Annotated in this window: 25 protein-coding genes and 1 tRNA gene; 9 read left to right on the top strand and 17 right to left on the bottom strand. The window is 70.2% G+C overall.

Features of this window, described 5'->3' with window-relative positions:
- Positions 1 to 9: 9 nt before the first annotated feature.
- Positions 10 to 267: a DUF5789 family protein gene (locus tag J2744_RS00265; RefSeq protein WP_209543019.1), complete on the bottom strand. Its 258-nt coding sequence runs from the start codon at positions 265 to 267 to the stop codon at positions 10 to 12.
- A 151-nt stretch (positions 268 to 418) separates the two neighbouring features.
- Between J2744_RS00265 and J2744_RS00260 the strand changes: the two genes are divergently transcribed.
- Entirely contained in the window at positions 419 to 964 is a 546-nt protein-coding gene (locus tag J2744_RS00260) for a universal stress protein (RefSeq protein ID WP_209543017.1), read from the top strand.
- Positions 965 to 1,012: 48 nt separating this feature from the next.
- Here the strand turns inward: J2744_RS00260 and J2744_RS00255 are convergent, their stop codons facing one another.
- Positions 1,013 to 2,002, bottom strand: coding sequence for a biotin--[acetyl-CoA-carboxylase] ligase (locus J2744_RS00255; protein WP_209543016.1), 990 nt, complete (start codon positions 2,000 to 2,002; stop codon positions 1,013 to 1,015).
- A gap of 417 nt (positions 2,003 to 2,419) precedes the next feature.
- On the opposite strand from J2744_RS00255, the gene J2744_RS00250 reads away from it, so the two are divergent.
- Positions 2,420 to 2,995, top strand: a complete 576-nt coding sequence (locus J2744_RS00250) for a hypothetical protein (RefSeq protein ID WP_209543014.1) — start codon at positions 2,420 to 2,422, stop codon at positions 2,993 to 2,995.
- 37 nt (positions 2,996 to 3,032) lie between these two features.
- Here the strand turns inward: J2744_RS00250 and J2744_RS00245 are convergent, their stop codons facing one another.
- A complete protein-coding gene (locus tag J2744_RS00245; protein WP_209543012.1) occupies positions 3,033 to 3,968 on the bottom strand; it encodes a DMT family transporter in 936 nt (311 codons plus the stop codon).
- Between the two features lie 182 nt (positions 3,969 to 4,150).
- On the opposite strand from J2744_RS00245, the gene J2744_RS00240 reads away from it, so the two are divergent.
- Positions 4,151 to 4,633 (top strand): Lrp/AsnC family transcriptional regulator, encoded by a 483-nt coding sequence (locus J2744_RS00240; protein WP_209543010.1) that lies wholly within the window; start codon positions 4,151 to 4,153, stop codon positions 4,631 to 4,633.
- 63 nt (positions 4,634 to 4,696) lie between these two features.
- Here J2744_RS00240 and J2744_RS00235 read toward each other — a convergent pair whose 3' ends face one another.
- The 3 genes from J2744_RS00235 to J2744_RS00225 form a co-directional block, all read right to left on the bottom strand.
- Entirely contained in the window at positions 4,697 to 5,170 is a 474-nt protein-coding gene (locus J2744_RS00235) for a hypothetical protein (protein WP_209543008.1), read from the bottom strand.
- Positions 5,171 to 5,261: 91 nt separating this feature from the next.
- Positions 5,262 to 7,145 (bottom strand): Glu-tRNA(Gln) amidotransferase subunit GatE, encoded by a 1,884-nt coding sequence (gene gatE, locus J2744_RS00230; protein ID WP_209543006.1) that lies wholly within the window; start codon positions 7,143 to 7,145, stop codon positions 5,262 to 5,264.
- A 523-nt stretch (positions 7,146 to 7,668) separates the two neighbouring features.
- Positions 7,669 to 7,753, bottom strand: a tRNA-Leu gene (locus tag J2744_RS00225).
- A 224-nt stretch (positions 7,754 to 7,977) separates the two neighbouring features.
- Between J2744_RS00225 and J2744_RS00220 the strand changes: the two genes are divergently transcribed.
- Positions 7,978 to 8,538 (top strand): DUF420 domain-containing protein, encoded by a 561-nt coding sequence (locus J2744_RS00220; protein WP_209543004.1) that lies wholly within the window; start codon positions 7,978 to 7,980, stop codon positions 8,536 to 8,538.
- Between the two features lie 29 nt (positions 8,539 to 8,567).
- Here the strand turns inward: J2744_RS00220 and J2744_RS00215 are convergent, their stop codons facing one another.
- The 5 genes from J2744_RS00215 to J2744_RS00195 form a co-directional block, all read right to left on the bottom strand.
- Complete coding sequence (locus J2744_RS00215) at positions 8,568 to 9,653, bottom strand: halocyanin domain-containing protein (protein WP_209543002.1); 1,086 nt, start codon at positions 9,651 to 9,653, stop codon at positions 8,568 to 8,570.
- A gap of 99 nt (positions 9,654 to 9,752) precedes the next feature.
- Positions 9,753 to 11,252 (bottom strand): amidophosphoribosyltransferase, encoded by a 1,500-nt coding sequence (gene purF / locus J2744_RS00210; protein WP_209543000.1) that lies wholly within the window; start codon positions 11,250 to 11,252, stop codon positions 9,753 to 9,755.
- Positions 11,253 to 11,367: 115 nt separating this feature from the next.
- A complete protein-coding gene (locus tag J2744_RS00205; protein ID WP_209542998.1) occupies positions 11,368 to 11,760 on the bottom strand; it encodes a DUF5820 family protein in 393 nt (130 codons plus the stop codon).
- 84 nt (positions 11,761 to 11,844) lie between these two features.
- Complete coding sequence (rqcH, locus tag J2744_RS00200; protein ID WP_209542996.1) at positions 11,845 to 14,091, bottom strand: ribosome rescue protein RqcH; 2,247 nt, start codon at positions 14,089 to 14,091, stop codon at positions 11,845 to 11,847.
- A 100-nt stretch (positions 14,092 to 14,191) separates the two neighbouring features.
- Positions 14,192 to 15,928 (bottom strand): tRNA uridine(34) 5-carboxymethylaminomethyl modification radical SAM/GNAT enzyme Elp3, encoded by a 1,737-nt coding sequence (locus J2744_RS00195; protein ID WP_209542995.1) that lies wholly within the window; start codon positions 15,926 to 15,928, stop codon positions 14,192 to 14,194.
- 87 nt (positions 15,929 to 16,015) lie between these two features.
- On the opposite strand from J2744_RS00195, the gene J2744_RS00190 reads away from it, so the two are divergent.
- A complete protein-coding gene (locus tag J2744_RS00190) occupies positions 16,016 to 17,533 on the top strand; it encodes a DUF790 family protein (protein WP_209542994.1) in 1,518 nt (505 codons plus the stop codon).
- A 457-nt stretch (positions 17,534 to 17,990) separates the two neighbouring features.
- Here the strand turns inward: J2744_RS00190 and J2744_RS00185 are convergent, their stop codons facing one another.
- A complete protein-coding gene (locus J2744_RS00185; RefSeq protein WP_209542993.1) occupies positions 17,991 to 18,542 on the bottom strand; it encodes a DUF7122 family protein in 552 nt (183 codons plus the stop codon).
- Positions 18,539 to 19,492 (bottom strand): RsmB/NOP family class I SAM-dependent RNA methyltransferase, encoded by a 954-nt coding sequence (locus tag J2744_RS00180; RefSeq protein WP_209542992.1) that lies wholly within the window; start codon positions 19,490 to 19,492, stop codon positions 18,539 to 18,541. Before J2744_RS00180 ends, J2744_RS00185 begins: the two co-directional genes overlap by 4 nt.
- Before the next feature lie 97 nt (positions 19,493 to 19,589).
- On the opposite strand from J2744_RS00180, the gene J2744_RS00175 reads away from it, so the two are divergent.
- Complete coding sequence (locus J2744_RS00175) at positions 19,590 to 20,330, top strand: proteasome assembly chaperone family protein (RefSeq protein ID WP_209542991.1); 741 nt, start codon at positions 19,590 to 19,592, stop codon at positions 20,328 to 20,330.
- Positions 20,331 to 20,355: 25 nt separating this feature from the next.
- Here the strand turns inward: J2744_RS00175 and J2744_RS00170 are convergent, their stop codons facing one another.
- On the bottom strand, positions 20,356 to 21,747 hold the full coding sequence (locus J2744_RS00170; RefSeq protein WP_209542990.1) for an isochorismate synthase: 1,392 nt from the start codon (positions 21,745 to 21,747) through the stop codon (positions 20,356 to 20,358).
- A 124-nt stretch (positions 21,748 to 21,871) separates the two neighbouring features.
- Positions 21,872 to 22,486: a sulfite oxidase-like oxidoreductase gene (locus J2744_RS00165; protein ID WP_209542989.1), complete on the bottom strand. Its 615-nt coding sequence runs from the start codon at positions 22,484 to 22,486 to the stop codon at positions 21,872 to 21,874.
- Between the two features lie 221 nt (positions 22,487 to 22,707).
- Between J2744_RS00165 and J2744_RS00160 the strand changes: the two genes are divergently transcribed.
- The 3 genes from J2744_RS00160 (at position 22,708) to J2744_RS00150 (ending at position 25,351) form a co-directional block, all read left to right on the top strand.
- Complete coding sequence (locus J2744_RS00160; RefSeq protein ID WP_209542987.1) at positions 22,708 to 22,923, top strand: ribbon-helix-helix domain-containing protein; 216 nt, start codon at positions 22,708 to 22,710, stop codon at positions 22,921 to 22,923.
- Between the two features lie 103 nt (positions 22,924 to 23,026).
- Entirely contained in the window at positions 23,027 to 23,305 is a 279-nt protein-coding gene (locus J2744_RS00155; RefSeq protein WP_008580735.1) for a UPF0058 family protein, read from the top strand.
- 75 nt (positions 23,306 to 23,380) lie between these two features.
- A complete protein-coding gene (locus J2744_RS00150; RefSeq protein ID WP_209542986.1) occupies positions 23,381 to 25,351 on the top strand; it encodes a rhomboid family protein in 1,971 nt (656 codons plus the stop codon).
- A 41-nt stretch (positions 25,352 to 25,392) separates the two neighbouring features.
- Here J2744_RS00150 and J2744_RS00145 read toward each other — a convergent pair whose 3' ends face one another.
- Positions 25,393 to 26,016: an METTL5 family protein gene (locus J2744_RS00145; protein ID WP_209542984.1), complete on the bottom strand. Its 624-nt coding sequence runs from the start codon at positions 26,014 to 26,016 to the stop codon at positions 25,393 to 25,395.
- Positions 26,017 to 26,019: 3 nt separating this feature from the next.
- Positions 26,020 to 26,415 carry an apurinic/apyrimidinic endonuclease family protein gene (locus J2744_RS00140; RefSeq protein WP_209542981.1) on the bottom strand — a complete coding sequence of 132 codons (396 nt, stop codon included), beginning with the start codon at positions 26,413 to 26,415 and terminating at the stop codon, positions 26,020 to 26,022.
- Between the last annotated feature and the right edge of the window lie 148 nt (positions 26,416 to 26,563).

Raw genomic sequence — 26,563 nt, 5'->3', positions numbered from 1 at the left:
TCGGACTGCTCAGGCGTCGCCGTCGGACTGCCCCGGTTCCCCGAGCGCCTCGATCGGGAGGACGTTCTGGAGCGCGGCGACCGCGTCGGCGGCGCTTTCGAACGTCTGCTGGTCGACGTCCGCGAGCAGGTCACCGAGGTCGGCGTCGCCGTCGGCGAACAACACCGTCGTGCCCGCGAACGACTCGGCGAGCGCCTCGCGCTCGGCGGGGTACGCGTGGGATTCGAGCGTCGGTTCGAGCCGGGAGAGGTTGATCTCGTCGGACATACCGTCCCATCGGCGGGACGCCGCATAAACGCGCGCCTCGTCGGGACCGTCGCCGCGAGCGTCGATCGGCGTTGACGGCGCCCGTTGAGGGCGAGGAACCGGCAAGAACCGCAAAGGGTTATCCGTCGTCGGTGACATGGTACACGTGAACATGCCCCTATACGACCGGATCCTGGTCCCGACCGACGGCTCCTCGGAGGGGGAGCTGGCGGTGTGCCACGCGCTCGACCTCGCCGCGGTCCACGGGGCTTCGGTCCGCGCCATCTACGTGGTCGACACCGCGCGGTACGCCGGGATGCCGATGGAGACGACGTGGGAGGGCGTCGGCGACCTGCTGTACGACGACGGAGAGGCCGCGCTCGAAACGGTGGAGGAGCTGGCCGCCGACCGCGGCGTCGACGTCGAGACGGCGGTCGTCGAGGGGTCGCCGAGCCGCGAGATCATCACTCACGCCGAGGAGACGGGCTGCGACCTCGTCGTGATGGGGACCCACGGCCGCGGCGGAATCGACCGACTCCTCCTCGGCAGCGTCGCGGAGAAGGTCGTCCGCGGGTCGTCGGTCCCCGTGTTGACCGTCCGGATCGGCGACGAGGAGGAAGCGGCGAGCGCGACCGACTCCGCGAGTGCGACCGACTCCGCGAGCGTCGGCGGAACCGACGCGGACGGATCGGTCTCCGACGCGACCGAGACGGGATAGGGAGCCGCGACGACTCGGTCGCCGCGCCCCCCGGACGGCCGGCCGCCGTCACTCCGCGTCGCGGAGGTGCTCGCAGTCGCCCGCGTGGACGCGTCGCCGCCTCTCGTCGGTGTCGACCACGAGCGCGCCCGGCTCAGCGACGTCGACCGCGGTGCCCTCCACGGGGCCGTCCGCGGTGTCGACTCGAACGCGTCGTCCGAGCGTGCTCGCCCGCTCGCGCCACGCCGGGAGCACCCGGTTGAGCGCCTCGAGCGACTCGGTCAGCTCCGCGAAGCGTTCGAGCAGCGTCGCGGCGAAGTGCCGACGGTCGACTCGCTCGCCGCGCTCCGCCGACAGCGACGTCGCCCCCTCGGGCAGCGTCTCGAGGTCGAGGTCGGCGTTGACGCCGACGCCGACGACGAGCCAGCCGACGCGGTCGGCCTCCCCCTCCATCTCGGTGAGGATCCCCGCCAGCTTTCGCCCGCCGCGGCCGGTCGCGTCCGAGTCGTCGTCGCCCTCTTCACCCGCGTCGCCGCCGACGAGCACGTCGTTCGGCCACTTGATGTGCGCGTCGACGCCGGCCTCGCGGGCGGCGTCGGTCGTCGCCACCGCGGCCGCGAGGGTGAAGAGCGGCGCCCGCGCCGTCGGCACGTCGGGGCGCGTCAGGATCGACAGCCAGACGCCCCCGCTCGGCGCCACCCACTCGCGGTCGAGGCGGCCTCGGCTTCCGGTCTGCTCGTCGGCGACCACGGCGACGCCGGCTTCGCCTTCCCCCGCGAGTTCGCGGGCCCGCTCGTTCGTCGACGCGATCCGGTCGCGGTACTCCACGGAGTAGGGCGCGTCGAGTCCGAACTCAATGCCCGGGCCTGAGTACCCCGGGTCATCGGGGGCGACGTACCCGTCCGGGGTCGACTCGACCGCGAACCCCTCCTCGCGGAGCGCCTCGACGGCCTTCCAGACGGCCGCCCGCGAGACGCCGAGCGAGTCGGCGAGGGCGGGACCGGAGACGGGACCGTCGTCGGCCGCGAGGGCGTCCAGCAGCGCGCGACGCGTGTCCATGCCGTCCGTTCCGACGCCCGCGCCGAAAGCCGTTCCGGGTCCCGGACGCGTTCCGTCCGGCGCGCGAAGGGCTGACGATGATTGGTTCCGACGATGGCGACGGTGACGGCGGGAGAGGCGGCGAGACGGTCGCGCTCGTCGACAAGCGCATGTGGGGCGAGCGGCGGTCCGACCCGGAGGCGGACGCCGGAGAGTAGAGGGTGAGTAGGGTCGGATTCGGGCAGGGGGACACCTCGTTTCCGGTGAAACGGCGAGCGGTACCGCGTCACACGCGACCGCGCAGCGACGGGCGGCACGAACTCGACGGTTCAAACTCGGCGGCACGAACTCGACGGCACGAACTCGACGGCACGAACTCGACGGCACGAACGCAACCCGCGGCACAAAAGCCAAGTCCGCGGGGCCGAACGCTCCGGTATGCAACCCTCCAAGGAGCCCGAGTCGTCCGAGGGCGATCCGATGGACGACCTCGACGAACTCCTCGACGACGACCTCGCGAGCGGCGAGGGGGAGTCCGATGCCGATTCCGGCGCCCCCGCGGCTGCCGAATCGAGCGCGGGAAGCGCCCGAAGTACCGGGAGTACGGGAGAAACCGGCAGAATCGGCGTCTCCGGCCGGTGGTTCTCGGCGAAGGCGTTCGCGCTCGCGCTCGTTACCGTCGCGGTCGGCGCGTTCGCCGGGAGCCTGATCCCGCTCATCGGCGGGACGGTCGGCACCACGGGCGGCGTGTTCCTCGCCGCGTTCCTGCTCGGTCTCGTGCTGTCGACGCGCCGGTACGTCGAGACGGGAATCGCCGGCGCCGCGGCGGGCGCGGTGAGCGCGGTGACGAGCGTCCTCGGCGTCGGCTTCCTGCCGATCGGGATCGACTACCTCTCGCAGTGGGGGCTCCCCCTCGTCGCGGTCGGCGGCGGCGTCGGCCTGGTCCTCGCGCTGCTCGGGCACTACTTCGGTCGCGACCTCCGCACGGGACTGAGTCAGGACATCGAGGGCTAAGCCCTCTCGAACGGCAAAGAGACAGTTCTGACCGTCGCTACCGCGTCAGCCGGTCGATACCGACGTAGTCGGCTATCTCCTGCCGTTCCAAGACGAGGAAGCCGGCGAGGATCGCGACGAACCCGATCAGCGCCTCGGCGTCGATGAGGTGGCCGAGCAGGACCCAGCTGCCGACCGCGGCGACGACCGGCTCCGCGTAGCCGACGAGGTGAAGCTGCGACGGGCCGACGGCGTCGAGCAGCGCGAAGTACAGGAGGAACGCGACGACGCCGGACAGCAGCGTCAGGTACGCGAGCGACGCGATAGACGTCTGGTTCCAGACGATCGCGGCGGGCGACTCGCCGATCGCGACGGCGGCGACGAGCAGCTGCCCGGCCCCGATCACCATCGCCCAGCCCTGAAGCGCGGCGATCGGGAGATCGGTTCGGAGCGGCCGGAGCAGGACGGCGCCCAGCGAGAAGGCGACCGCGCCCGCGAACGCGAGCGCGACGCCGACGACCGCCGCGCTGCCGAGTCCGGCCGCGGCCGGGTCGGCGACCACGACCACGCCGACGACGCCGAGCGCGAACCCGCCGATCTCGACGGGTCCGAGCCGCTCGTTCGGGAGGAGCGCGGCCGCGAAGACGGCCGTCAACACCGGCGCGAGGCTCACCACGACGGCGGCGACGGCGCCGGAGATCCGGATCTCGCCGAGGTAGAGGAGTCCGTGGTACGCCGCGATCACGAAGGTGCCCGCGACGGCGACGCCGAGCCACTCGTCGCGGCCCCGCGGGAGCCACCGGTCCGCGGCGACCGCGGCGTAGGCCAACACGACCGCGCCGGCGATTACGTACCTGACGCCGGCGAAAAGCAGCGGCGGGAAGTAGTGGAGACCGGCCTCGATGGCGACGAAGGAGGTTCCCCACAGCGTCGCGAGGAGGAGGAACGCGCCGACGATCGCTTCCGGAGTAGAGAGGAGTTTTGCGAGCTTCATTCGTTATCTGTTCGAAATACACGACGATAGTTAAACTACACTCCGGAATATTCCAATATTCGAGATGATCAATCAGACATACGAATTAGATCCGACTTAGTTCCGATATGCGTCGGTATCTTGGACTCGGATCCAACCCTGTCGGTCGACATATACAACCGATCGGGGTCCGATCCCGGGGTATGGACGAGCGCGACGTGCGGCTGTTGAAGGCCATCTCCGATCTGGGCACCGGAAGCCCCGAGCGACTCCACGAGGAGACGGGCATTCCGGTGTCGACGATCCACTACCGACTGAACAACCTGCGCGAGGACGGCGTCATCGAGAACGACCTGTACGACCTCGACCACGAGGCGCTCGGCTTGGGCGTCACCGTCATCGTCGAGGTGCTCGCGAGCTACGAGGGGCCCTACGAGGAGTTCGCCGACGAGCTGTTGGCGGTCGAGGGCGTCACGGAGGCGTTCTTCACGATGGGCGAGACGGACTTCGTCGTCCTCGCGCGCCTCTCCTCGTCGGACACCGTCGAGCGGCTCATCAGCGACTTCGAGGCGATCCCGCAGGTCGAGCGCACGAACTCGACGTTCACCATCGCGACCCTGCGTGACGAGTCGCGCGCGCCGGCGACGTACGACCTCGACACGCTGATCGAAGAGTTGACCGATTGATCGAAGTGCTGACCAACTGATCGAAGTGCTGACCGACTGACGGGAGGATCGACGACCGGCCGGTCAGCGCGTCTCGTCGTCGAGACCGGTTATCCGCCGGGTCTCCTCGCGGTCGCGGTAGCCGACCGGCGGCTCGAAGCGACGCCGGGCGCGGTCGGCGGCGGTGGCGCCGAGGTAGGCGAACACCGCCATCATGGGGATGTAGCCGATCATGTCGGCCATCGAGTAGACGGCGGTCGCGAACAGCAGGTCGGGGTCGGTTCCGGGGGTCGGAACGCCGCCGATCCGGTAGACGAACACGAGCATGTACAGCGGGAGCGTCCCGAGCGCCACGCCGAGGAGCGCGTTGTTCGCGCTCGCGTCGTAGAAGCCGCCGAGCGCCGTCGCGAACCCGCCGACGGCGATGGCGACGGGGAGCATCCACGCGGGGCGGTCCAACACGAACAGCACGGTCGCACAGAGGAGGACCGTCGTCGCGGTGACCGCCGCGACCGTCCCGCGGTCGAAGTCGAACCCCGGGTCGAACGGCTCTCTCATGGAATCGGCTTCCGCACCGACGGAGAAAAATGTCGGGGATATCAGGTGTTTCGCGGACCGGGAGAGTTTCGCCCGTGACCGTCGAATCCGGTTACGACCGCTTGCCGATCTCCTCGCGCAACACGTCGGAGACCACCTCGCCGTCCGCCTTCCCGCGGAGCGCGCCCATCGCCTCGCCCATCAGTCCCGAGAAGGCGCCCATCCCCTCGGCCTCGATCTGGTCGGCGTTGCGCTCGACGACCTCGACGACGGCCTCGCGGACCTCGTCCTCGCTCACTCCCGAGAGGCCCGCCTCCTCGACGGCCTCGGCCGCGGACAGCGAGGGGTCCGCCGCGAGCGTCGTCAGCACCTCGGGGACGCCCTCCTTCGCGAGGTCGCCGTCCTCCACGAGGGCGAACAGGTCGAGGAAGTGCTCGTCGGTGAGGTTCTCGACGGGAGCGCCGTCGCGCCGAATCTCCGTCGTCGTCGACTCCAGCGTCGACGCTGCGAAGGTGGGGTCGACGCCGCGGTCGACGGCCGTCTCGAACAGCGGGAACCGCTGGCCGAACGCGACCTGCTCTGCGAGACCGGCGTCGAGTCCGAACTCGTCGGCGTAGCGCTCGGCCTTCTCGTCGAGTAGTTCGGGCGTCTCCACGTCCGAGGGGTCCGGCTCGACCGGCGGCACGTCCGTCTCGGGGTACATCCGCGCGGCGCCCGGGAGCGGCCGGAGGTAGCGCGTCGTGCCGTCGTCGTTCGCGCCGCGGGTCTCCTCGGGGACGCCCTCGATGGCGGTCTCGGCGCGCTCGGCGGCCGCCTCGATCGCGAGGTCGGCGGTCTCCGGATCGGCCGCGACGATGGCGACCGCGTCGTCGTCGCCCGCGTCGACCGCGTCGCGGAGCGCGTCGACCTCCGCCTCGGTGACGCCGTAGGCCGGCAGCTCGTCGGTGTGGAAGATCCCGCCCGCGCCGTGGCGCTTCGCGTGGTCGGAGAGCTCCGTGCCGAGCCGGCGGTCCGGCTGGATCTCGCGGCCGACGAGGCCGTCGAAGCCGAACAGCGGGACCGCGGTGACCTTCCCGCCCGAGTCGAGCGCGCCGCGGATGACGCCGGATTCGGTGTCGGCGAACACGTCGGTCACGTCGGAGACGTCGCCGACGCTCGCGTCGCGCTCGCGGAGGTCGTCCCGAATCGCGAGCAGCTCCGCCTGCCGCCCGACCTCGCCGCGGACGATGTCCTCGATGCCCTGGAGGTCCTGGACGCCTTTCACCTCGACGCGGGCGCCGTCGGCGATGGAGACGTTGACGTCCTGACGGATCGTGCCGAGCCCGCGCTTGACCGCGCCCGTCGAGCGCAGCAGCATCCCGATGCGCTCCGCGGCCTGTCGCGCGCCCTCGGGGCTACGGATGTCCGGGCCGGTCCCGATTTCGACGAGCGGGACGCCGAGGCGGTCGAGCGAGTAGACGACGCCCTCCTCGGTCTCCTCGACGCGCTTGGCGGACTCCTCTTCGAGCATCAGGTCGACGACCGACACCGAGCCGGACTTCGTCTCGATCTCGCCGTCCTGCCCGAGCAGGATCGAGCGCTGGAAGCCGGAGGTGTTCGAGCCGTCGATGACGAGCTTCCGCATCACGTGGGCCTGATCGACGACGGAGAGGTCAAGCAGGTCGGCGATCTGGAGCGCCACGGCGAGCGCCTCGCCGTCGACGCGCCGGGGCGGCTCGTCGTCCTCCTCGACGAGGCAGGTGGTGTCGTACGCGAGGTAGGTGAACTCGCGGTCGACGCGGCTCTCCTCCATCGCGGCGTCGTCCAGCTCGCCCAGTTCGCTCTTCGTCGGGTGGAGCCGCCGGGTGATCGACCGGTCGGCCTCGTCCGGGTCGCGCTCGACGGTCGGGGAGTCGCAGAACAGCTTCGTCGCCGTGTCGAGCTGCTGGTGGATCTCCAGCCCGGCGACGAGCCCCAGCTCCTCGTAGTCGTACTCGGGGGTCGCGTCCGTACTCATTACGCCTCACTCCGACGGCGCGCGACTAAAAGGGTGGCAGTTCGCGCGAGCGATGGGGAGTGGTACTCCCGATAGTACTTATAAATAAACGCGGCGGTGGCGCGTGCCGACGAGCGCCCGCAGGGCGCGAGTCGCACGCGCGAGGGAGTTAGTCGCCGGAGCGAAGCGACGGCGACTGACGAGGCTGGGGAGGCGTGAGGTGCGGTTGCGGTGCTGTGCGGGGTGGGACTCAAGGGGGGCAGCCGGGAGGCGGGCGCACGCTTGCTGTGCTCCTCGGTCGCTCACTTCGTTCGCTCCCTGCGGTGCTTGCGTCGCCTGCGCCCGCCTCCCGGCTGGGGCTTTGGAGTGTTCGCCGCCGATCTGCGAGTAGCTATTTATAAACGAGCGGCTGCGGCTTTGGAGGGGTTCACGATCACAGCGTTCCGATCGTACTCGTCACTCGTCGCGTAACGTTCGAAAGGAATTATGCGTGGGTGCTGTCGTGTAGACAACACCGGCATCGTTGGGGGTGTGCCCCGAGCGATGCGTGGGACCGGATTTGAACCGGCGGACCTCTACAGGACAGCGCCCTCAACGCTGCGCCGTTGGCCTGGCTTGGCTACCCACGCTCGCGGTGTTCTGTCGCGTCTCCACGTACCCTTCCCCTAATTAAAAGCCCTTCCATTTGGCGGGAGCGTGGCGGGGTTTCGCAGACCGACGGGCGGCGGGACGCGGCCGCGACTCGGCGACCGCAACCGGCATGCCTCGACCGCAACCGGCACGCCTCGACCGCAACTGGAACGCCTCGACCGCAACCGGCACGCGTTTGGGGGTCGCGTCCCACCGCACGGACATGTCCGATTGGGCCCGCGAGAACGTCTCCGTCCTGACCGCCGTCGCCTCCGTCGCCGCGCTCGCGCTCGTCTTCGCCGCGGTCGGCGGCGTCGTCCCGAGTTCGCTGCTACCGCGCGCGAGCGACGCCGTCCTCGCCGCGATCCCGCACTTCAACGCCGCCGTCTCCGCGACCGCCATCGCCACGATCCTCCTCGGCTGGCGAGCGATCTCGCGCGGGAACGTCGAACGCCACCGGAACCTCATGGTGACCTCGTTCGCGCTGTTCGCCGCGTTCCTCGGCGCGTACCTCTACCGGCTGATCCACGTCGGCACCACCGAGTTCCCCGGCCCGGAGATCGTCTACTCGTACCTCTACCTCCCGTTCCTCGCGATCCACATCCTGCTCGCGATCGTCTGTATCCCGTTCGTCTTCCACGCGCTCTTCCTCGCCGCGACCCGGCCGTTCGAGGACCTCTACGAGACGCGACACGCGCAGGTCGGGCTGGTCGGCGCCGTCCTCTGGCTGGTCTCGTTCACGATGGGGATCGGCGTGTACCTCCTGCTGTACCATCTCTACTGACCGAACGTCCGGAGAGGAAGACGGGTCGACTACGCGTTCCGCTCGGCCTTCTGGTGTGCCGCGTAGAACAGCGGAACGAGCAGCGCGCCCGCGAAGCCGAAGCCGAGCGCCAGGGTGCCGATGTCGCTCGCCGAGAGGCTGCGACCGCCGCCGGAGCCGCCGTCACCGCCGTCGCCGCCGATGAGGTCGTCGTCGACTGCGCCGACCGCGACCGCCCCCTTCATCCCGACGCCTTGGTGCGGCTCGCAGGCGTAGCGGAACACGTCGCCCTCCCCGGCGTCCTCGAACGTGTACTCGAACGTCGTCCCCTCCTCCGCGACCGGCTCCCCGCTGGAGAAGACGTCGTTCTCCTCGACGACGTTGTGGCCGCCGCCCTGGCCGGTCCACTCCCAGACCACCGTCGTTCCGGGGTCGACCAGAATCGCGGGCGGGTCGAACAGCAGGCCGTTCTCACCCGCGCCGACGGAGACGGTGACCTCGCTTTCCCCGCGGAGGTCCCGCGTCCCCTCGTAGTTGCCGACGTTCTCAAACCAGGTGCCGTAGCCGGACGCGCCGCCCTCGGACGCGCCGCCCCCGGACCCGCCGTCGCCGCCGTCGCCTTCCGCCTGCGGGTCGACGAGGTCGTCGTCGGTGGAGCCGACCGCGACGACGCCCTTCATGCCGACCGACTGGTGCGGACCACAGTAGTAGTTGAACGTGTCGCCCTCGCCGGCGTCCTCGAACGTGTACTCGAACGTCGTCCCCTCGTCGGGGACCGCCGACCCGCTGTCGAAGGTGCCGTCGTCCGCGACGACGTTGTGGCCGCCGCCCTGGCCGGTCCACTCCCAGACCACGGTCGCGCCCGGATCGATGAGGATCGCGGCGGGACCGAACCGGAGTCCGTTCTCGCCCGCCCCGACCCGAACGGTGACCTCGTCCTGTCCGCGGTAGTCGTGGGTCCCGTCGTAGTTGCTCACGTCGTCGAGCCAGCCGTCGTACTGCGCGGCAGCGGTCCCGCTTCCGGCCGCGACGCCTGCGGCGACCGCCGCCCCGGCTGCCCCGGCGCGGAAGAACCCGCGACGGCTCATCGACCCGGTGTCGTCGCCCTCGGCGGCAGCGTCGGCGTTCCGTGTCATACCTCCACGTCTGATCGTGAGCGTATTTAAGCCCCCGATACGTCCCGAGCGGTCGGACCGTCAGCGAACGTGTGCGGGATCGCCGCCGAAAAGAGACCGCTAATCGTCCGCGGGCGTCGGGTCCGAGACCGGCGCGTCGACGTCGCGGTCGGTCGCCTCGCCCTCGACGTCGAACGGGTACTCGCCGGTGACGCAGCCGAGACAGAGGTCCGCGCGACTCTCGCCGACCGCCTCCGCGACGGCGTCGATGGAGAGGTACGACAGCGAGTCGGCGCCCACCTCCTGTCGGATCTCCTCGGTCGAGGCGTCGGCGGCGATCAGCTCCTCGCGCGTCGCCATGTCGATGCCGAAGTAGCAGGGCGCGAGGATCGGCGGCGCACCGATCCGGAGGTGGACCTCCTCGGCGCCCGCCTCGCGGACCAGCTCGACGAGCTGCGTCGAGGTCGTCCCGCGGACGATGGAGTCGTCGATGATGGTGACCGACTTCCCCTCGACCGTCGACTTGATCGGATTGAGCTTCAGCCGGACCGCGCGCTCGCGCTCGTCCTGCGTCGGCATGATGAACGTCCGACCCACGTACCGGTTCTTCATCAGCCCCTCCGCGAACTCCACGCCGCCGTCGTCGGCCGCCCGAGGCTCGCCGTCGGCCGTGGTCTCGCCCGCGGCGTCCGCGTAGCCGGAGGCGAACGCGCGCCCGGAGTCGGGGACGGGCATCACCACGTCGGACTCGACGCCGGACTCCTCCCAGAGCTTCCGGCCGAGCGAGCGCCGCACCTCGTACACGAGGTTCTCGTCGATGACGGAGTCGGGGCGAGCGAAGTAGACGTGTTCGAAGAAGCAGTGGGCGGTCGACTCGCGCTCGACGAGCTGGTACGTGTCGTAGCCGGTGCCGTCGGGGTCCAAGACGACGAGTTCGCCGGGGCGCACGTCGCGGATCAGCTCGCCGTCGAGCGTGTCGATGGCGGCGGACTCGCTCGCGAGGACGTAGCCGCCGTCGATCTTCCCGAGACACAGCGGGCGGTTCCCGAGCGGGTCGCGGACGCCCAGCACGGTGTCGTCGTGGGTGATCGCAAGCGAGTAGGAGCCGTGGATGCGGTTCATCGTGTGTTTGACGGCGCGCACGAGGTCCTCTTCGAGGAGGTTGCGCGCGAGATCGTGGGCGATCACCTCCGTGTCGCCGTCGGAGGTGAACGCGTGGCCCGCCGCGGCCAGCTCCTCGCGGACCTCGTCGGCGTTGACGAGGTTGCCGTTGTGCGAGAGGCCGAGCGAGCCGGACTTGAAGGAGACGGAGAAGGGCTGTGCGCAGCTCTTGTCGAGGCTGCCGGCGGTCGGGTAGCGCACGTGGCCGATGCCGGTGCCGCCCGACAGCGACGCGAGGTCCCCCTCCTCGAACGCGTCGCCGACGAGTCCGCGCTCGACGTGGCTGTGCTGTTGGAACCCGTCGTGCGTGACGATCCCGGCCGACTCCTGACCGCGGTGTTGGAGCGCGTACAGCGCGTAGTACAGCGGTCGCGCGGCCTCCCGGTCCTCGAGCGAGACGCCGACGACGCCGCACTTCTCCCGCGGTTCGTCGTCGCCGTAGTCCCCACCGGCGTTCATGTACGCGAGGGTCGGGCGGGCGGCGATAAAAATCCTCGTGTTCGTGGCGTATCGCTCCCCTTCTCACACTATATTATGCGTAATCGTGGATAAAACTCTCGCAGCCGCCGCGTCGTCAGGCGGTCTCCTCGCCCCCGACGAACTCGTCGAGGCGTGCGAAGTAGTCCTCTCGGGGCACCTGATACGCGCCCCGGTAATCCACCTTGCCCGCGACGAACCGCTCCGCGACGTCGACCGCGCCGGCCGCGCCCGCCTCGCGGCTCTCGTACGTCTCCGCGACCGCCTCGATCTCGGGTTCCAAGAAGAGAACGACGTGCCACTCGTCGGTCGCGTACTGGCCGGAGCCGGGCCGGGCGTTCCGGGAGCCGTTCGTCAGGTAGATGGTCGGGAGACACTCGTCCGGGAGGTCGCCGGTCCCGAAGACGTCGGGGCGGTAGACGAGGATGGCCCGCCCGCTCGGCTCCTCGTTCCACACCCGCCACCCCTCCGGCAGCGATTCGAAGGCCATGGCGCCCCTCGGTCGCGGAGGCTTGAAAACGTCGCGTTCGGGGTGCGGCTTCGGGTTCGATGCGCCGGCACGAGAGACCACCCCTCAGTCCACGATGTTCGACCCGCCCGGCGGGAGGAACTCCTGTAGCCGGTCCGCGCTCGCGACCTTCCGCACGAACGACTGGTCCGCGAACCGCTCTTTCAGGTCCCGATACGCCATCATCGCGGCGTCGTTCTGTGCGTACATCCCCGGCTCGAAGGTGACGTGCGCGGCCGCGCGGTCGACGATCGCCGACGGCGGGCCGCCGATCGCGCGGGTGACCGGCTCGCACTGGACGCCGACCGCGATCCGACAGGGCACGTCCTCGAAGTAGGTGCGGTCGCCGCGGATCACGAAGCTCCCCTTCTCGATGTACTCGCCGCTCTCGGGCGTCTTCGACACCTGATCCGGCTCGACCATGTACGCGTCGCCCGCGCCGCGGCCGTCCTTCCAGTCCGACGAGTAGGAGACGGCGAACTGCGCGGCCTCCCGCAGCGTCTCCTCCGAGAAGTCGACCGGGTCGGCCGACTCCGACGGGCCGGACGCCTTCAGGATCGTCACCGGTCCCCCGTGCGCCTGCGTGTGGAAGAACCGGTCGTGTTTGCTCATGTACTTCTTCACCAGCTCCTCGTTCTGGTCGGCGTTGCGCCCGCCGATGACGAGGTAGCCCGTCGAGGTGTGGAACCACCGGAAGCGGTCGTACCAGTCGTCCGGACTCCGGATCGGGATCGACGAGCGCGAGAGCCAGTCGGTCTCGTACGCCTCGTCCTCATCGGCACCGTCACCGCCGTCGCCGCCACTCTCCGCGCCGTCGTCGGCCGCTTGCGTCTCCTCCCACTCCCGCTTCCGTTCCTTGACGGCCTCCAGCTCCTCGCGGGTCGACTTGATCGCCGCCTTCGCGCCCGCCTTCTTCTCCTCGACGCGCTTCGCCTCCTGGTAGAGGCGGTCCGCGTTGACCTCCACGCCCTCGCTCGCGTCGAGCTCGATCCGGGTCGTCCCCCCGTCGTCCCCGTCGTCGCTATCCTCGGCGAGTTCGACCGTCACCGTCCCCTCGCCGCCGTCGACGTCGACGACGGCCGCCGCGGCCGGAATTCCTCGCTCTGCGCCGGCGTCGAGGGTCGCTTCGATCTCGTCCCACGGCACGTCGTTCTCGCGGGCCTCCCGCACCGTCGAGAGCACCTCGTCGACGAGGTCGTAGTTCGCGTACAGTAGCTCCGCGCGCTCCCGCTCCGCCTGCGCCTGCTCCTCGAACCCCTCGATCGCTCCCTCCTGCTGTTCGATGATCCGCTCCTGTTTGGCGATCTCCTCCTCGAACTCCGGGCGGGACGCGCTCGCGTCCGCGGGCGACTCGCCCTCGGCGGTGTCCTCGCTCCCGAGCCGGTAGAAGTACTCGTCGACGGCGTCGTTGAAGGAGTCGAACCCGACGCTCGGCAGGTCCTCGTGTTCCGCGAGCGGGAACGGCGTCACGTCGACGACGCGGGGGTCGATGTCGTCGTCTCCGTCGCTCCCGTCGTCTCCAGCACTCCTCTCACCGCCGTCGCTCCCCTCGCCGCCGTCGATCGACTCCTCGTACACGCGAGGGTCGACGTCGCCCGAGCGGAGCCGCTCGTCGATCCGGGCGAGCGCGTCGTGGAGCGCGCGGAGCTGGTCGTCGGTCGCCTCCTCGACGGGCGTCTCCTTCGGCACGCCGGCCCGGGTACACACCTCCTCGGCGTACAGCCCGCCGAGGTTGAGCTGCGTGGCGAGGGTCCGCACCACGTCGCTGTCCGACTCGCGCATGTGGCGCTCGAACCCGCCGTAGCTCACGTCGAGCGGGTTCAGCCGGGAGGCGGGGTACTCGTACTGCGAGCCGGGCGCGACCGTGCGTGACTTCAGTCGGACGGTCGAGAGCGCCCCGATCACCTCGCCCGTCTCGTCGAGCGCGGCGACGTTCCCCTGGCCGAACAGCTCCGCGACGAGCGTCGTGTTCTGGTCCTCGCGCTCGAACTCGAAGGTGAGGATGCGGTCGAACTCGTACTGCTCGACGCCCGCGAAGTCGGCGCCGGACATCCGGTTCCGGAGCATCTTCGCGAAGTTCGGCGGGCGGCCCGGGGCGTCCGCGACGTGGTCCGGGTCGGCGGCGTGCGCGCGCTTCACGTCGCCCACCTCGATCATGAGCTCGACGCGGCCGCGGTCGAAGTCGCGGAGCTTCAGCCGGAGCAGGTCGTCGTCGTAGAGGTACGCCTTGTCGACCTTCGCGCCCTCGTACCGATTCAGCTCGGTGACGAGCGCGGCGAGGTCGATGCTCGACAGCTCCCGCTTCTGGTCCATACTCCAAAGCAACCGGCGGGCCGGAAAAAGGCGTGTCGTTGTGGGTGCGGTGGGGACTGCGGGGGCGACGAAGCGAGCGACCGGACCGCTCTCGATCCGGTCAGAGCCGCTTCGACACGTACGGCCCGTCCTGTCGGTAGCCGAGCTTGTTCCGGTAGTACTCGCGGGCGCCGATCCCTGAGATGACCGCAATCTTCCGGTAGCCCGCCTCGCGAGACAGCTCTTCGGCGCGTTCGAGGAGCTTCGTCCCGTACCCCTGATGCTGCCAGTCGCCGTCGCCGCCGATGCCGACCTCGTTGCCGTACACGTGGAGCTCGCGGACCAGCGCGGCGTCTTCGAGTTCGGGGCGGATCGGGTCGCTCTCGGTGCCCGGCGCGCCCGGCTGGTCGGGCGCGAAGGAGGGGAACCGCAGGCGACAGAACCCGACGAGGAGGTCGCGGACGGGGTCCTCGAAGGCGATGAACTGTTCCGTCCCGCCGCCGGCCTCGTAGGTGGTGACGTCGAGTTCGACGTCGTCCGGGTCCGGGTCGGCGTCGTTGTGGCCGACCTCGCGGGCGCGGATGTCGCGCTGGACGATCCCCTTCTCCTCGGCGCGCCGGGCCGCGAGCTGGCGGAGGTTCGACTTCTGGACGCCGGCGTCGATGAAGTCGGCGGGGATGTCGCGCTGGACGCGCTGGAGCCGCGTGTACTTCGGGATGAGGTCCATGGCGTCGGCGACCACGTCGGCCGCCTCCTCGCTGGTGAGCGGGTCGAAGTCGTCGCGGCGCCAGCGGTCGTACACCCGGGTGCCCTCGACGACGAGGGTGGGGTAGATCTTCAGGTAGTCCGGGCGCCAGTCGGGATTGTCGAACAGCTGGCGGAAGTCCTCCAGACACATCTCCCGGGTCATCCCCGGCTGGCCGGGCATCATGTGGAAGCCGACCTTGAACGCGGCGTCGCGCAGGCGGCGGTTCGCGTTCCGGCTCGCCTCGTTGCCGTGGCCGCGGTGCATCTCGCGGTTGATCCGCTCGTAGGTGGTCTGGACGCCGACCTCGACCTTCGTGCCGCCCAGATCGAGCATGCGGTCGATCTGCTCGGGATCGCACCAGTCCGGCTTCGTCTCGAAAGTGGTGCCGATGTTGCGGATCGCGTTCGTCTCGTTTTCCGCGATCACGTCCTCCAGATACTCGAACTCCGTCTCCTCGGGGGCGGGCGCGAACGACTCGCCCTCGGCCGGCTCCGGCTCCTTGTCGAGGTCGTAGTCGTTCATCGCCTGCAGGGCGCGCTTCACGAACCACTCCTGGTAGTCGTGCGAGCGCGCGGTCATCGTCCCGCCCATCAGGATGAGTTCGACCTTATCGACCGGGTGGCCGATCTTCCGGAGCTGTTCGAGCCGGAGGGTGACCTGCCCGTACGGGTCGTAGTCGTTCTGCTCGCCGCGGGCGGCGGCCGGCTCGTGACCCGTGTACGACTGCGCGGAGGAGAACTCGGAGGCCGGACCGCCGGGGCAGTAGAGGCACTTCCCGTGGGGGCACAGCTCCGGCGAGGTCATGATCGCGACCGGCGAGACGCCCGAGGCGGTCCGGACGGGCTTGCGCTGGACCACCTCGATCACGTCGTCGCGGTGTTCCGCGGGCGCGTGGTCGAGTATCTCGGTGTTCTTCGGCACCTTCGGGGAGCCGAACTCCGAGCAGGCGTCGAGCTTGGCGCTCTCGAGGTCGTCGCGCTCGATTTCGCCCGCGAGGATGCGCTCGACGAGGTGCTCGCAGGTCCGGACGAACGCCTCGGAGGAAGCGGCGTCGCCGGCGTCGTCGCTCTCACCGCCGGCGTCCGTGTCGCTCGCCGCGTCGGTACTCATTACCCTCCGATCGAGGGGTTTCGGAGTTAAGCGTGTCGCACCGGGGAAACCGCCCGGTTTTAGACGGGCGCTCGCGTAGCCGCGGCCGTGTTACGGAAGGACCTCCTGCGCGTCTCCCGGGCGGGCGGCGGCTACCGCCCGCAGTTCGCGACCCGGGAACACCGGCCGCTCGCGGCGCAGGTCCTCGGGACGTTCGAGTCGCACGTCGGCGAGCGCCGCGGCGACCTCGACAGCGCGCTGGCGGAGCTGGAGTCCGACGCCGCCGCGCGGAACGGCGACTTCAAGCTCGTCCGCGGGCTGGCGGCGCTCGTCGAGCGCGAGTGCGAGTTCGAGACGCGAGCGCCGGTCCCGCCCCGTCGCGTCCGGCGGGCCGCGTTCGAGGCCGCGGAGGCGGTCGGCGTCGCCAGCGAGGCGGAGCGGGAGACCGCGGTCGACCGCGCGGCCGACGCGCTCGGCATCGAATCGGCGGACGTGGACGCGTCGCTGTACGCCGACCGCGACGTCAATCAGGTCCTCGTCGACGGCGACGTACGGTGGGACCCCGACTCCCTGCTGGAGCAGTACGACCTCTCTTTGGCCCAGACCGCGCTGTTCGACGCCACCGAGGTCAGGGTCCGGTCGAACGACCCGAAGCGGCTCGTCTCCGCCGTCAAGCGCCTGCGGCTGATGTACGAGGTGGAGCAGACCTCCGAGGGCCGCGAACTCGTCGTCACCGGCCCGGACAGGCTGTTCTCGCACACGCGACGGTACGGCACCGCCTTTGCCAGACTGCTCCGGACGGTCGCGGAGTCGGCGGAGTGGTCGCTGGAGGCGACGATAGACGACCGCGGCCGCGAGCGCACGATGCGCCTCTCCGACGGCGACGTGAGCGTGCCGGACGTGGAGCCGGTCGCCGAACCCGACTTCGACAGCGGGGTCGAGGCGGACTTCGCCGGGCGCGTCCGCGGACTCGACCTCGACTGGACGCTCGTCCGCGAGCCGGAGCCGCTGGAGACGGGCGCGAGCGTGATGATCCCCGATTTCGCGTTCGACTACGACCACGCCGACTTCCGGCTGTTCTTCGAGGTGATGGGCTTCTGGACGCCCGAGTACGTCGAGAAGAAGCTCGGCCAGCTGGCGGACGTCGAGGACGTGGACCTCCTCGTGGCCGTCGACGAGAGCCTCGGCGTCGGCGAGGAGATCGCCGCGCGCGACCACCGCGTCGTCACCTACTCCGGGACGGTGCGGGTGAAGGACGTGGTCGACGTGCTCCGCGAGTACGAGGCCGAGTTCGTCGCGGACGCGGCCGCCGACCTCCCCGACTCGCTCTCGCCGGACGCCGACGCGATCGGACTGGACGACCTCGCGGACGAACACGGCGTGAGCGTCGAGGCGATCGATGGCAAGGCGTTCCCCGACCACGAGCAGATCGGGCGGACGCTCGTGCGGCCCGCGGTGTTAGCGGCAATCAGCGACGAAATCGAAGCCGGGATGTCGCTCTCTGAGGCCGAGGCGGTCCTCGACGAGCACGGCGTCGACGACGCGAGCGCGGCCCTCTCGCGGCTCGGCTACCGGGTCGAGTGGGAGGGACTGGGCGGGGGAACGGTCCGGGAGAAATCGGAATAGGATATTTAAATCGGAGCGGTGGCGCGTGCCGACGAGCGGCCGCAGGCCGCGAGTCGCACGCGCGAGGGAGTCGCGAACGAAGTGAGCGACGAGGCTGGGGAGGCGTGAGGCGCGGTCCCGCGAGCGACCGCAGGGAGCGAGCGGGAGTACGGAAGTCGCAGCCCGCGCAGCGAACGCAGTGAGCGAGCAGGACCGTCTTCCGGTGGTGCGGTCGCGTTCGGGTGGGACTCAAAGGGGCAGCCGTGAGGTGGGCGCAGGCGACGCAAGCACCGCAGGAGCGAGTGAAACGAGCGACGAGGAGCACAGCGAGCGTGCGCCCACCTCACGGCTGGGGCTTTGGAAGTGTTCACCGCCGTCACATAGTCAATCGTTTATAAGCGAGCGGCTGGGGCCTTGGAAGCGTTCACCACGGCGGTAGCGGTTTATAAACAACAAAACGACTCACCACCTCGATCCCTCACTCCACGACCGGCAGGTCCGCCCGGCTTCCCTTCGGAACCACGGAGCGCAGTTCGTCGTATAAATACAGCCCCACGCCGATCGGCACGCTTTCACCGGCGACCTCGTGGGTCGCGATCAGGTATCCCCAGTCGCCGTCCCACTCGGGGATGTCCTGATCGTCGCCCGCGGCGAAGGTGGCCGCCTGCTCCGGATCCAGTTCGATCACGTTCTTCGTCGCGCGCGCGCCGAACCGCGAGACCGCCCGCCCGGTCGGCTTCCAGTGTTCCTGTCGCGTCCGGAGGAACGTCATCCCGACCGCCTCCACCTCGCTGGGGTCGGTCGCCTCGCCGTTGAAGATCCAGACCTTCCCGGCGCCCTTCTCCCAGAAGGAGTACTCCGCGAAGACCTCCCTCCCGATTTCGAACCGTTCCTCCCACCAGTCGAGGACCTCCTCGCGGCTCGCCCGGCCCTCCACCTCCCGATCGGCGGGCGTCGCCGGCAACCGATCGAACTGCTGACCGTCGTTGGTGGGGGCGTCGACCTCCGCGCTCCTGGCGTCGTCGCTCATGCGGCCACCTCGCGGTCGACCGCGTCACCGCTCTCGTCGCTCTCTCCGCCGACACGCAGCTTCGCGCAGAAGAACCCGCCCGTGTCGTTGCGGTGCGGGTAGACCCGCTTCGTGCGCGTCACGGACTCGTCGTACGTCTCGCCGTCCCACTCGGTGACGCCGGGGTCGGTTTCGAGCGGCAGGTCGAACTCGACCAGCTCGCAGTCCTCGCTCGCGAGGACGTGATCGAGGACGGCCTCGTTCTCCTCGGGCGCGAACGTACACGTGGAGTAGACGACGACGCCGCCGGGGCGGGTCGCCTGAACGGCGCGGGCCAAGACCCCCTTCTGGATCCCCGCGACCGCGTGAACGTGGTCGAGCGTCCACTGGTCGAGCACGTCCGGGTTCTTCCGGCAGGTGCCCTCACACGAGCAGGGGGCGTCGACCAGCGCGCGGTCGAACTCGTCGAACGCCAGCGGCTTCGTCGAGAAGTTGCGGGCGTCCTGGTTCGTGACGATGGAGTTCGTGATCCCGAGGCGCTCGGCGTTGTGGCGGAGCGCGGAGAGGCGCCCGAGGTTGTTGTCGTTGGCGACGACCGTCCCCTCGTCGTCCATCGCGTCCGCGATCTGGGTCGTCTTGCTGCCGGGAGCCGCGCAGGCGTCCCAGACGCGCTCGCCCGGCTGCGGGTCGAGCGCGAGCGCCGGCAGCACGGACACCTCCTCCTGCCCGTGGGTCCAACCGTGGACGTACGGCCAGTTGCCGCCGGGGTTCCCGTCGGGGAGCCGAAAGAGACCGTCGTGCCAGTCGACCGGCTCGTACGCCACCCCCGCCTCGTCGAACGCCTCGCGGACGCGGGCCGGCGTCGCCGCGATCCGGTTCGTGCGCACGACCGAGGGGAGCGGGCGGTCGCACGCCGCCCGGAACGCGTCGACGTCGTCGACGAGCGACTCGTATCGGTCGAGCGGATTCATGGCCTCCCTTTCGCGCCGGGCCGTTAGACGGTTTCGGGACTCGCGCGTCGTCGCGCCGCGCCGCACCTTTAGGTCCGCCCCGGGCGTAGGGGCGCGCATGGCACGCATCTCCGTCCTCGACGACGACGTCTCGCTGGACGAGCCGACGCTGGTGGAGGGGTTCCCGGGCGTCGGTCTCGTCGGGAAGATAGCGACCGATCACCTGATCGACGCTCACGGGATGACCCACTACGCGAACGTCCACTGCGACGGACTCCCGCCGGTGGCCGTCTACCTGGAGTCCGAGACGGCCGCGACGACGCCGGTGCGGCTGTACGCGGACCCCGAGAACGACCTCGTCGCGCTCCGCAGCGACGTGCCCGTGAACCCGAGTGCGGCGACAGAGGTGGCGGCGTGTCTCGGCTCGTGGTTCGACGAGGTCGACCTGTTCCCGGTGTTCCTGTCGGGGCTCGGCCGCGAGAAGGACGAGGCGCCACCGGAGCTGTACGGGATCGCGACCGGCGACGGCGGCGGGGCGCTGGGGCGCGCCGAGGTGTCAGAGCCGCCCGAGTCCGGACTCGTCTCCGGGCCGACGGGCGCGATGCTGGCGGCCGCGCTGGAAGACGACCGCGACGCGGTCGGGCTGGTCGTCGAGTCCGACCCGCAGTTCCCCGACCCCGAGGCGGCGCGCGTGCTCATCGCCGACGGAATCGACCCGATAGCCGGCATCGACACCCCGACCGAGGGACTCGTCGAGCAGGCGACCGAGATCCGAGACGCGAAACAGCAGCTCGCAGAGCAGATGCGACGGGCGACCGAGGAGAGCTCGCAGGCCGAGCCGCTGAAGATGTTCCAGTAGACGCGAGCGCCGCCGGACGGTTACACTACCGCTCGGGCGAGTCGTCCGCGTCCGCGGCGTCGCCCTCCAGTTCGTCCAGTATCGGCCGGTACTTCAGCTGGACCTCGTCCCACTCGCGGTCGGGGTCGGAGTCGGAGACGATACCGACGCCCGCGAACAGCGTGGCGCGACGGCGGCTCGCGACGGCGGAGCGGATCGCGACCGCGAACGCGCCGTTGCCCGCGGCGTCGATCCAGCCGACCGGGGCGGCGTACCAGCCGCGGTCGAACGGCTCCGTCTCGCGGATCGTCGCCAGCGCGCGGTCCGGCGGCAGCCCGCCGACCGCGGGAGTGGGGTGGAGCGCCTCGACCAGATCGAGGACGTGGCGGTCCGCGTCGAGTTCGGCTGTGATCGGGGTGTGGAGGTGTTGGACGGTCGCGAGCCGGCGGACGCGGCGTTCGCCGGCGGAGACCGAGGCCGCGAACGGCTCCAGCTGGTCGCGGACCGTCTCCGCGACGAGTTCGTGCTCGTGGACGTTTTTCTCGTCGTCGAGGAGTTCCTGTGCGAGCCACTCGTCTTCCGCGGGGGTCTCGCCGCGCCCGGTCGTGCCGGCGAGCGCGTCGGTCTCGACCGTCCGGCCCCGCAGCGAGACCAGGCGCTCGGGCGTGGCGCCGAAGAAGGCGCTCTCCCCGGCGGCCGGCTCGAACCAGTAGCGGTGGCAGTCGGGGTACTTCTCGGCGAGGCGTTCGAGGGTCGCCGCGCGCGGGAAGTCGCCGGCGAGGTCGGTCTCCAGCGCCTGCGCCAGCACCACCTTCCGAAGGTCGCCGTCGCGGATCCGGTCGACCGCGGCGCCGACGCTCTCGCGCCACGCCTCGCGGCTCGTCGTCCGGCGGCTCTCGCGGATTCCCGGCCGGGACGGTCGCGGGTCGAGAGCGGCGGACGCCTCCGCGGCGGCGCTCCCGTCGAGCGCCGCGAACCGGTCGACCTCGCGCGCTAACCGGTCCTCGACGGCGTCGACGTCGGCGTCGGCGCCGACCGCGTTGACGGTGAGCCACGCGCCGTTGTCCGCGATTGTCAGTTGGACCCGCGGCAGCACGAACCGCGCCTCCGGAAACGGCTTCCACGGGTCGCCGTCGCAGGCGCCCTCGTGGAAGGAGAAGCCGCCGAACACGCGGGGGCGAGCCGCCTCGGTGCCGGCGTGGACGTCGCCGGCTTCGAACAGCTCCGTCGCCGCCTCGCGGACCGACGCGAACCGGTCGCTTCCGGAGGCGGTCAGCGTCGCGGCCGCGCCGCCGCCGAGCACCAGCGCGTCGTCGGGCGCGCTCCAGGTCGTACGCGGAGACGGGAGCGCGTCGAACGCCGCCGCGAACGCCGGCTCGTCGACTGCTGTGGTCCGGCTGACCAGCGGCGGCGACGACCGCGAGCGCGCCTGTTCCATGCGATGCCCGTCGGGGACGGGGACTCTTTATCCTGACTATCGGGGCGGAGGAGACGGGGGAAATCGAGCGGCGAGAGAGGGTCGAAGGACCGAGAGACGGCCCGACCGGCAACGGTCTCGGTCGTCAGCTGTAGCGCTCCTCGTTCCAGGGATTCGCCGTGTCGCTGTACCCCCGCTTCTCCCAGTAACCCAGCTCCTTCTCCGTGAGGAACTCGACGCCGGAGATCCACTTCGCGCCCTTGTACGCGTACTTGTGCGGCGTGACGACGCGAACCGGTCCGCCGTGGTCGGCCGGGAGGTCGTCGCCGTCGTAGCCGTACGCGAGCTGGACGCCCGGCTTCGCGCACTCGTCGAGCGGGAGGTCGGTCGCGTAGCCGTCGAGCGCGTGGAACATGACGTGTTCGGCGTCGTCGCGGACGTCCGCACGCTCGGCCAGGTCCGCGAACGCGACGCCCGTGAACTCGCAGTCGAACTTGCTCCATCCCGTCACGCAGTGGAAGTCCTGTCGCTGGGTGACTGCCGGGAGGGCGCGGAACTCCTCGAGCGAGAAGGCGAGCGGCTCCTCGACGGCGCCCCACACGTCGAGTTCGAACGTCTCCGGGTCCCAAGACGGCGTCCCGCTCTTCGAGAGAACGGGGAAGCCGTCGGTCTCGCGCTGGCCCGGCGGGAGCCGGTCGTCGCCGTACTCGCGGTAGAGGTCCGTGAGGTCCTCGACGGAATCGACACGAGATGCGGTCATAGAGTGCGGTACGACCCGGACCGACGTATTAATGTCGCTCTCGGATGCGAGACCGCGCGCGAGCGTCGCTCACAAGCGATGGGGAGCGGCCGCGTTCGAGATATTGAAAAGTATATTTTATTGGTAGAAAATAGGGTTTTTGATATCAGCGTTTAGTTTTCAGATACACACATCTTCGACGCCACTTTTATATGTGCCATGCTACAAGACCCGGACAGCAAATGCCACGAGTGAAGATAACGGTGCCGGAGCATCTGGAGATGCAGATCGCCCAGATGGTCGAGGAGGGGGAGTTCCTCAACCGGGAGGAGGCGGTCGAGGAGCTGCTCTCGACGGGCATCAAGGCGTACAAGACGAGCGGCCCGCGGGAGGACGACGACTCCAGCGGGTTCGAGGACGAGGGGATGATGGGCCACGAAGACGAGTACGTCTTCTGACCGCCACCGGCGACACTTTTTCCGTCGGAGGGCGCCGAACGGGCTAAACCGTGCGTCCCGGCCTCAACAACGCTTAAAGGGCCTACAGACCGTATCCGAGGGTATGCACAAAGACGAGCTGCTCGAACTCCACGAACAGATGGTGACGATCATGGAGCACTTCCGCGCACAGGAGACGGTAGACGGATCGCTTTTCGACCCGTACGACGAGCTCGACGTGGACCCCTCGCACGTTCACAAATCGAAGAGCGAACACAAACACGCCGTGTTCGTCCTCGGCAACGCCTTGGCGAACGCGATGAGCGAAGACGAGTTCTCGCCCGCCGGCCGCGTCGGCAAGCGGATGGAGGAGCTGGCCGACGACGCCGAGAACAAGATCTGATCGGGGTACCGGCCCCACCGGCGGACCGCGCTCGACCCCCCGAATTGATGTACGCGCGGTCCCCTCCGTCGTGACATGGTCGCGGAGGCGCTGACGTCGGACGCCGTCCACCTCGCCGCGGGGGCCGCGGGCGTCGCCGTCGCGCTCGTCGCGGTGTACCTCATCGACCGCCCGGCCGGGGAGTGGACGCGGGCGCTCCGCTCGCGGCTTCTCCTCGGCGTCCCGTGGGGGACGCTCGTCGTGATCGCGGGCGTGATCGCGGTGTACCTGTTCGTCCAGTCGGGGATCGACGACCCGAACCGACCGGTCGTGATCCCGTTCCGGTCGTGGTCGTACTTCTACCCGGAGGGACTCCTCTGGTCCAGCTTCGCGCATTCGAGTCGCGGTCACATCACCGGGAACCTCCTGTCCGCGCTCGTCGCCGGCGGGCTCGCCGAGTACGCGTACGGCCACTTTCCCGACGGACGCGACGTCGACGACGGCGACCGCCTCGGTGTCCGGCTCAGGCGATTCCCGGGTCGGCTGCGGGGAGTTCCGGCTCGACTGCGGCGGCTCCCGAGCCGAGCGCGGCGTCTTTCCGGACGGATCCGGCGCCTGCCGAGCCGGATTTCCGCCGTCGAGTCGCCGGGATCGAACCCGTACGTCCGGGCGTTCCTGATCGTCCCCGGCGCCGCGGTCGCGTTCGGTCTCGTGTCCGCGCTGTTCGCGCTGGGACCGGTGATCGGCTTCTCCGTCGTCGTGTTCGCGTACTGGGGGTTCGCGCTCGTGTCGCGTCCCATCGCCGCGGTCGTCGCCATGGCGGGGACGACGCTCGTCGGCGTCCTCTACGACGCCGTCCGAGTCCCGGTGGCGTTCGCGGAGGCGTCCCCCTCGTACGGCGCGCCGAGTTGGGCGAACATCGCGATCCAGGGGCACGCGCTCGGACTCATCGGCGGCGCGCTGATCGCGGTCCTCCTCCTGCGCCGCCGCGCTCGCAAACGGGACGAGACGAGTCGCGGGCGGTCCGGGATCGAGAGCGACGGGGACGCGACCGCCGGTAGGTGGCGGTTCCATCCGACCGCGGCCGCGAGCGGCGACGGCTCCGCCGCGGACGCGACCGAAAGCGACTCCGACGCGGACGCGACCGAACGGTCCGCGCTCGTCGTCTTCGGCGCCCTGCTCCTGTTCGGGGCCTCGCGTCGGCTGTGGGCGGTGTACTGGTACCTCGGCAACGAGCAGTACGAGCTGTACCGCGCGGTCGGGGTCGGGCTGCTCGGCCTCCTCGCTGCGATCGTCGCCGTCGCCGCCGTCGCGCGTGACGATCCCCTGTGGCCGGCGCGGGCGACCCCGGATCCGGAGACGCTACGAGCGGGAATCCGATCCGCGACGCCGGCGGCGGTCGGTCTCCTCCTTCTCGTCGCGGCGCTGGCGGTCGTCGCGGGACCGGGCGTCGTCCCGAACCTCGTCACCGTCGACGACGGCGACCTCCCCGGCGAACCGGTCGAGGTGGAGGGGTATCAGGTGACCTACGCCGAGAACGTCGAAAACCAGCTCGTAGGCGTCGTCGACGTGGAGGCGTTCGGTCGCTCGACGTCGGTCAACACGTCGGGAGTGATCGTCAGCGACCCCGACCGCGAGATATGGACGACCGCGGTCTCGAAGGGGAACCTCGCGTTCTGGGGGTACCGCGCGGTCGACGTGGGCGGCACGGGCTGGCGCGAGACCGTCTGGGTCCAGCGCGTCGGCTGGGTCGCCGCGAACGACGGCTCGACCTACCGGGTCGACGCGGTCCGAAACGAGACCAGACGGACGCTGTTCACGAGCGAGCCGGCGCGGGCCGAACCGCGGATCGACGGCCGCAACGTCACCGTCGCGGCGACGCGAGGCGGGTTCGAACTGCGGGTCACGGGTCCCGTCGGGAACGCGAGCGCGCCGCTTCCGGCGGCGAACGAGTCGGTGACGCTGCGGGGAGTCACGTTCGTTCAGCGGAGCGACGCGGTGTTCGCGGTCCGGGGGGAGACGCGGGTGCGGATCGCGCAGCGGGAAACGTACGAAGGACGGCAGTAGCGCGGTCGGTCGTCCCGACGCCGGAGGGGCCAGGGCGGTTCTCAGGACCACTCGATCCGGTACACTTCGGTCTCGATGTCGCGCGCGTCGTCGGCGTGGTGGTCGAACTGCGCCTCGATCCGGAACTCGGCCGCGAACGCGTGGGTCACCTCGCCGCCCTCGTCGGCGGCGAACGCCTCGACGAACTCCTGACTGCCGCCGTTGTGGACCGAGTAGGAGACGTCGGCGAGCTCGCTCGCGACCGCGAGGAACTCCCGATCGGCGTTCCGGTTCCCGTCCTGTGCGCCGAACGGCGGGTTCATCACGACGGTCACCGGCTCCGCGACGGCGAGCGGCGGGCGCGTGGCGTCGCCGCGGACCCAGTGGACCGGCGCGCTGGCGGCGACGCGGCGTTCGTTCGCCCGGGCGGTCGCGAGCGCGTCCCCGTCGAGTTCGAGACCGACGACGCGGGCGGGACCGCGCAGCGCGGCGGCCAGCGCGAGCATCCCCGTCCCGGCGCCCAGATCGACCACGGTCCGGCCGTCGACGTCGCCGTGGAGGTCCGCGAGGTGGACGACGTGGGCGGCCAGTTCGGGCGGCGTCGGGTACTGTTCGAGGGCGGCGTCGGGGCGCTCGAAGCCGGCGACGACGCCGAGTTTCGTCGCGAGCGACCGCTTCGTCGCCATCGGTCAGGCGGCGCCGTCGCCCTCGACGCGAACGAACTCGACGCCCTCGCGGTCGGCGCGCTCGGCGAGCGCCGCGAGCGCCGTGCGGACCGCCTCGCACGCCGCCTCGTCGACGCCGACCTCGATGCGGCCGGCGCCGAGGAACGAGGCGGCGCGGACGAGTCCCCGGAGCCGGTCGACCTCGCGCTGGCGTTCGAGCGTGCTTTCGGCGTCGAACTCCGCCTCGGTCGCGACCGCGGCGGGCTGGTAGCCGCGGGCCGCCAGTCCCTGCTTGAGGTCGCGGAGGTGTTCGGGCGCGGTACTGTCGAGGTCGGACGCGTCGATGACGACCGGGTCGACGTCGGCGGGGCGACAGCCGCGGAGCGTGCGTTCGATGCCGGGAGACGAGGTAGTGCTCATACGCACCCATTGGTGTAGGTTATACAAAAGTCTTTATAGATGTTTCATAGTAATACTCAGTGAGAGGACGACATCGGGGCGCGCGGGATCCGTGATTCCCACGACCGTCGGGTGAGTGCGCCGCGGTCGATCCCGAGAACCCGAACCG

It is taken from the genome of Halorubrum trapanicum (assembly GCF_017873555.1).
Lineage (GTDB): Archaea > Halobacteriota > Halobacteria > Halobacteriales > Haloferacaceae > Halorubrum > Halorubrum trapanicum.
Note: the sequence above shows the minus strand (reverse complement) of the source record. Positions and strands in the feature narration are given on the sequence as shown.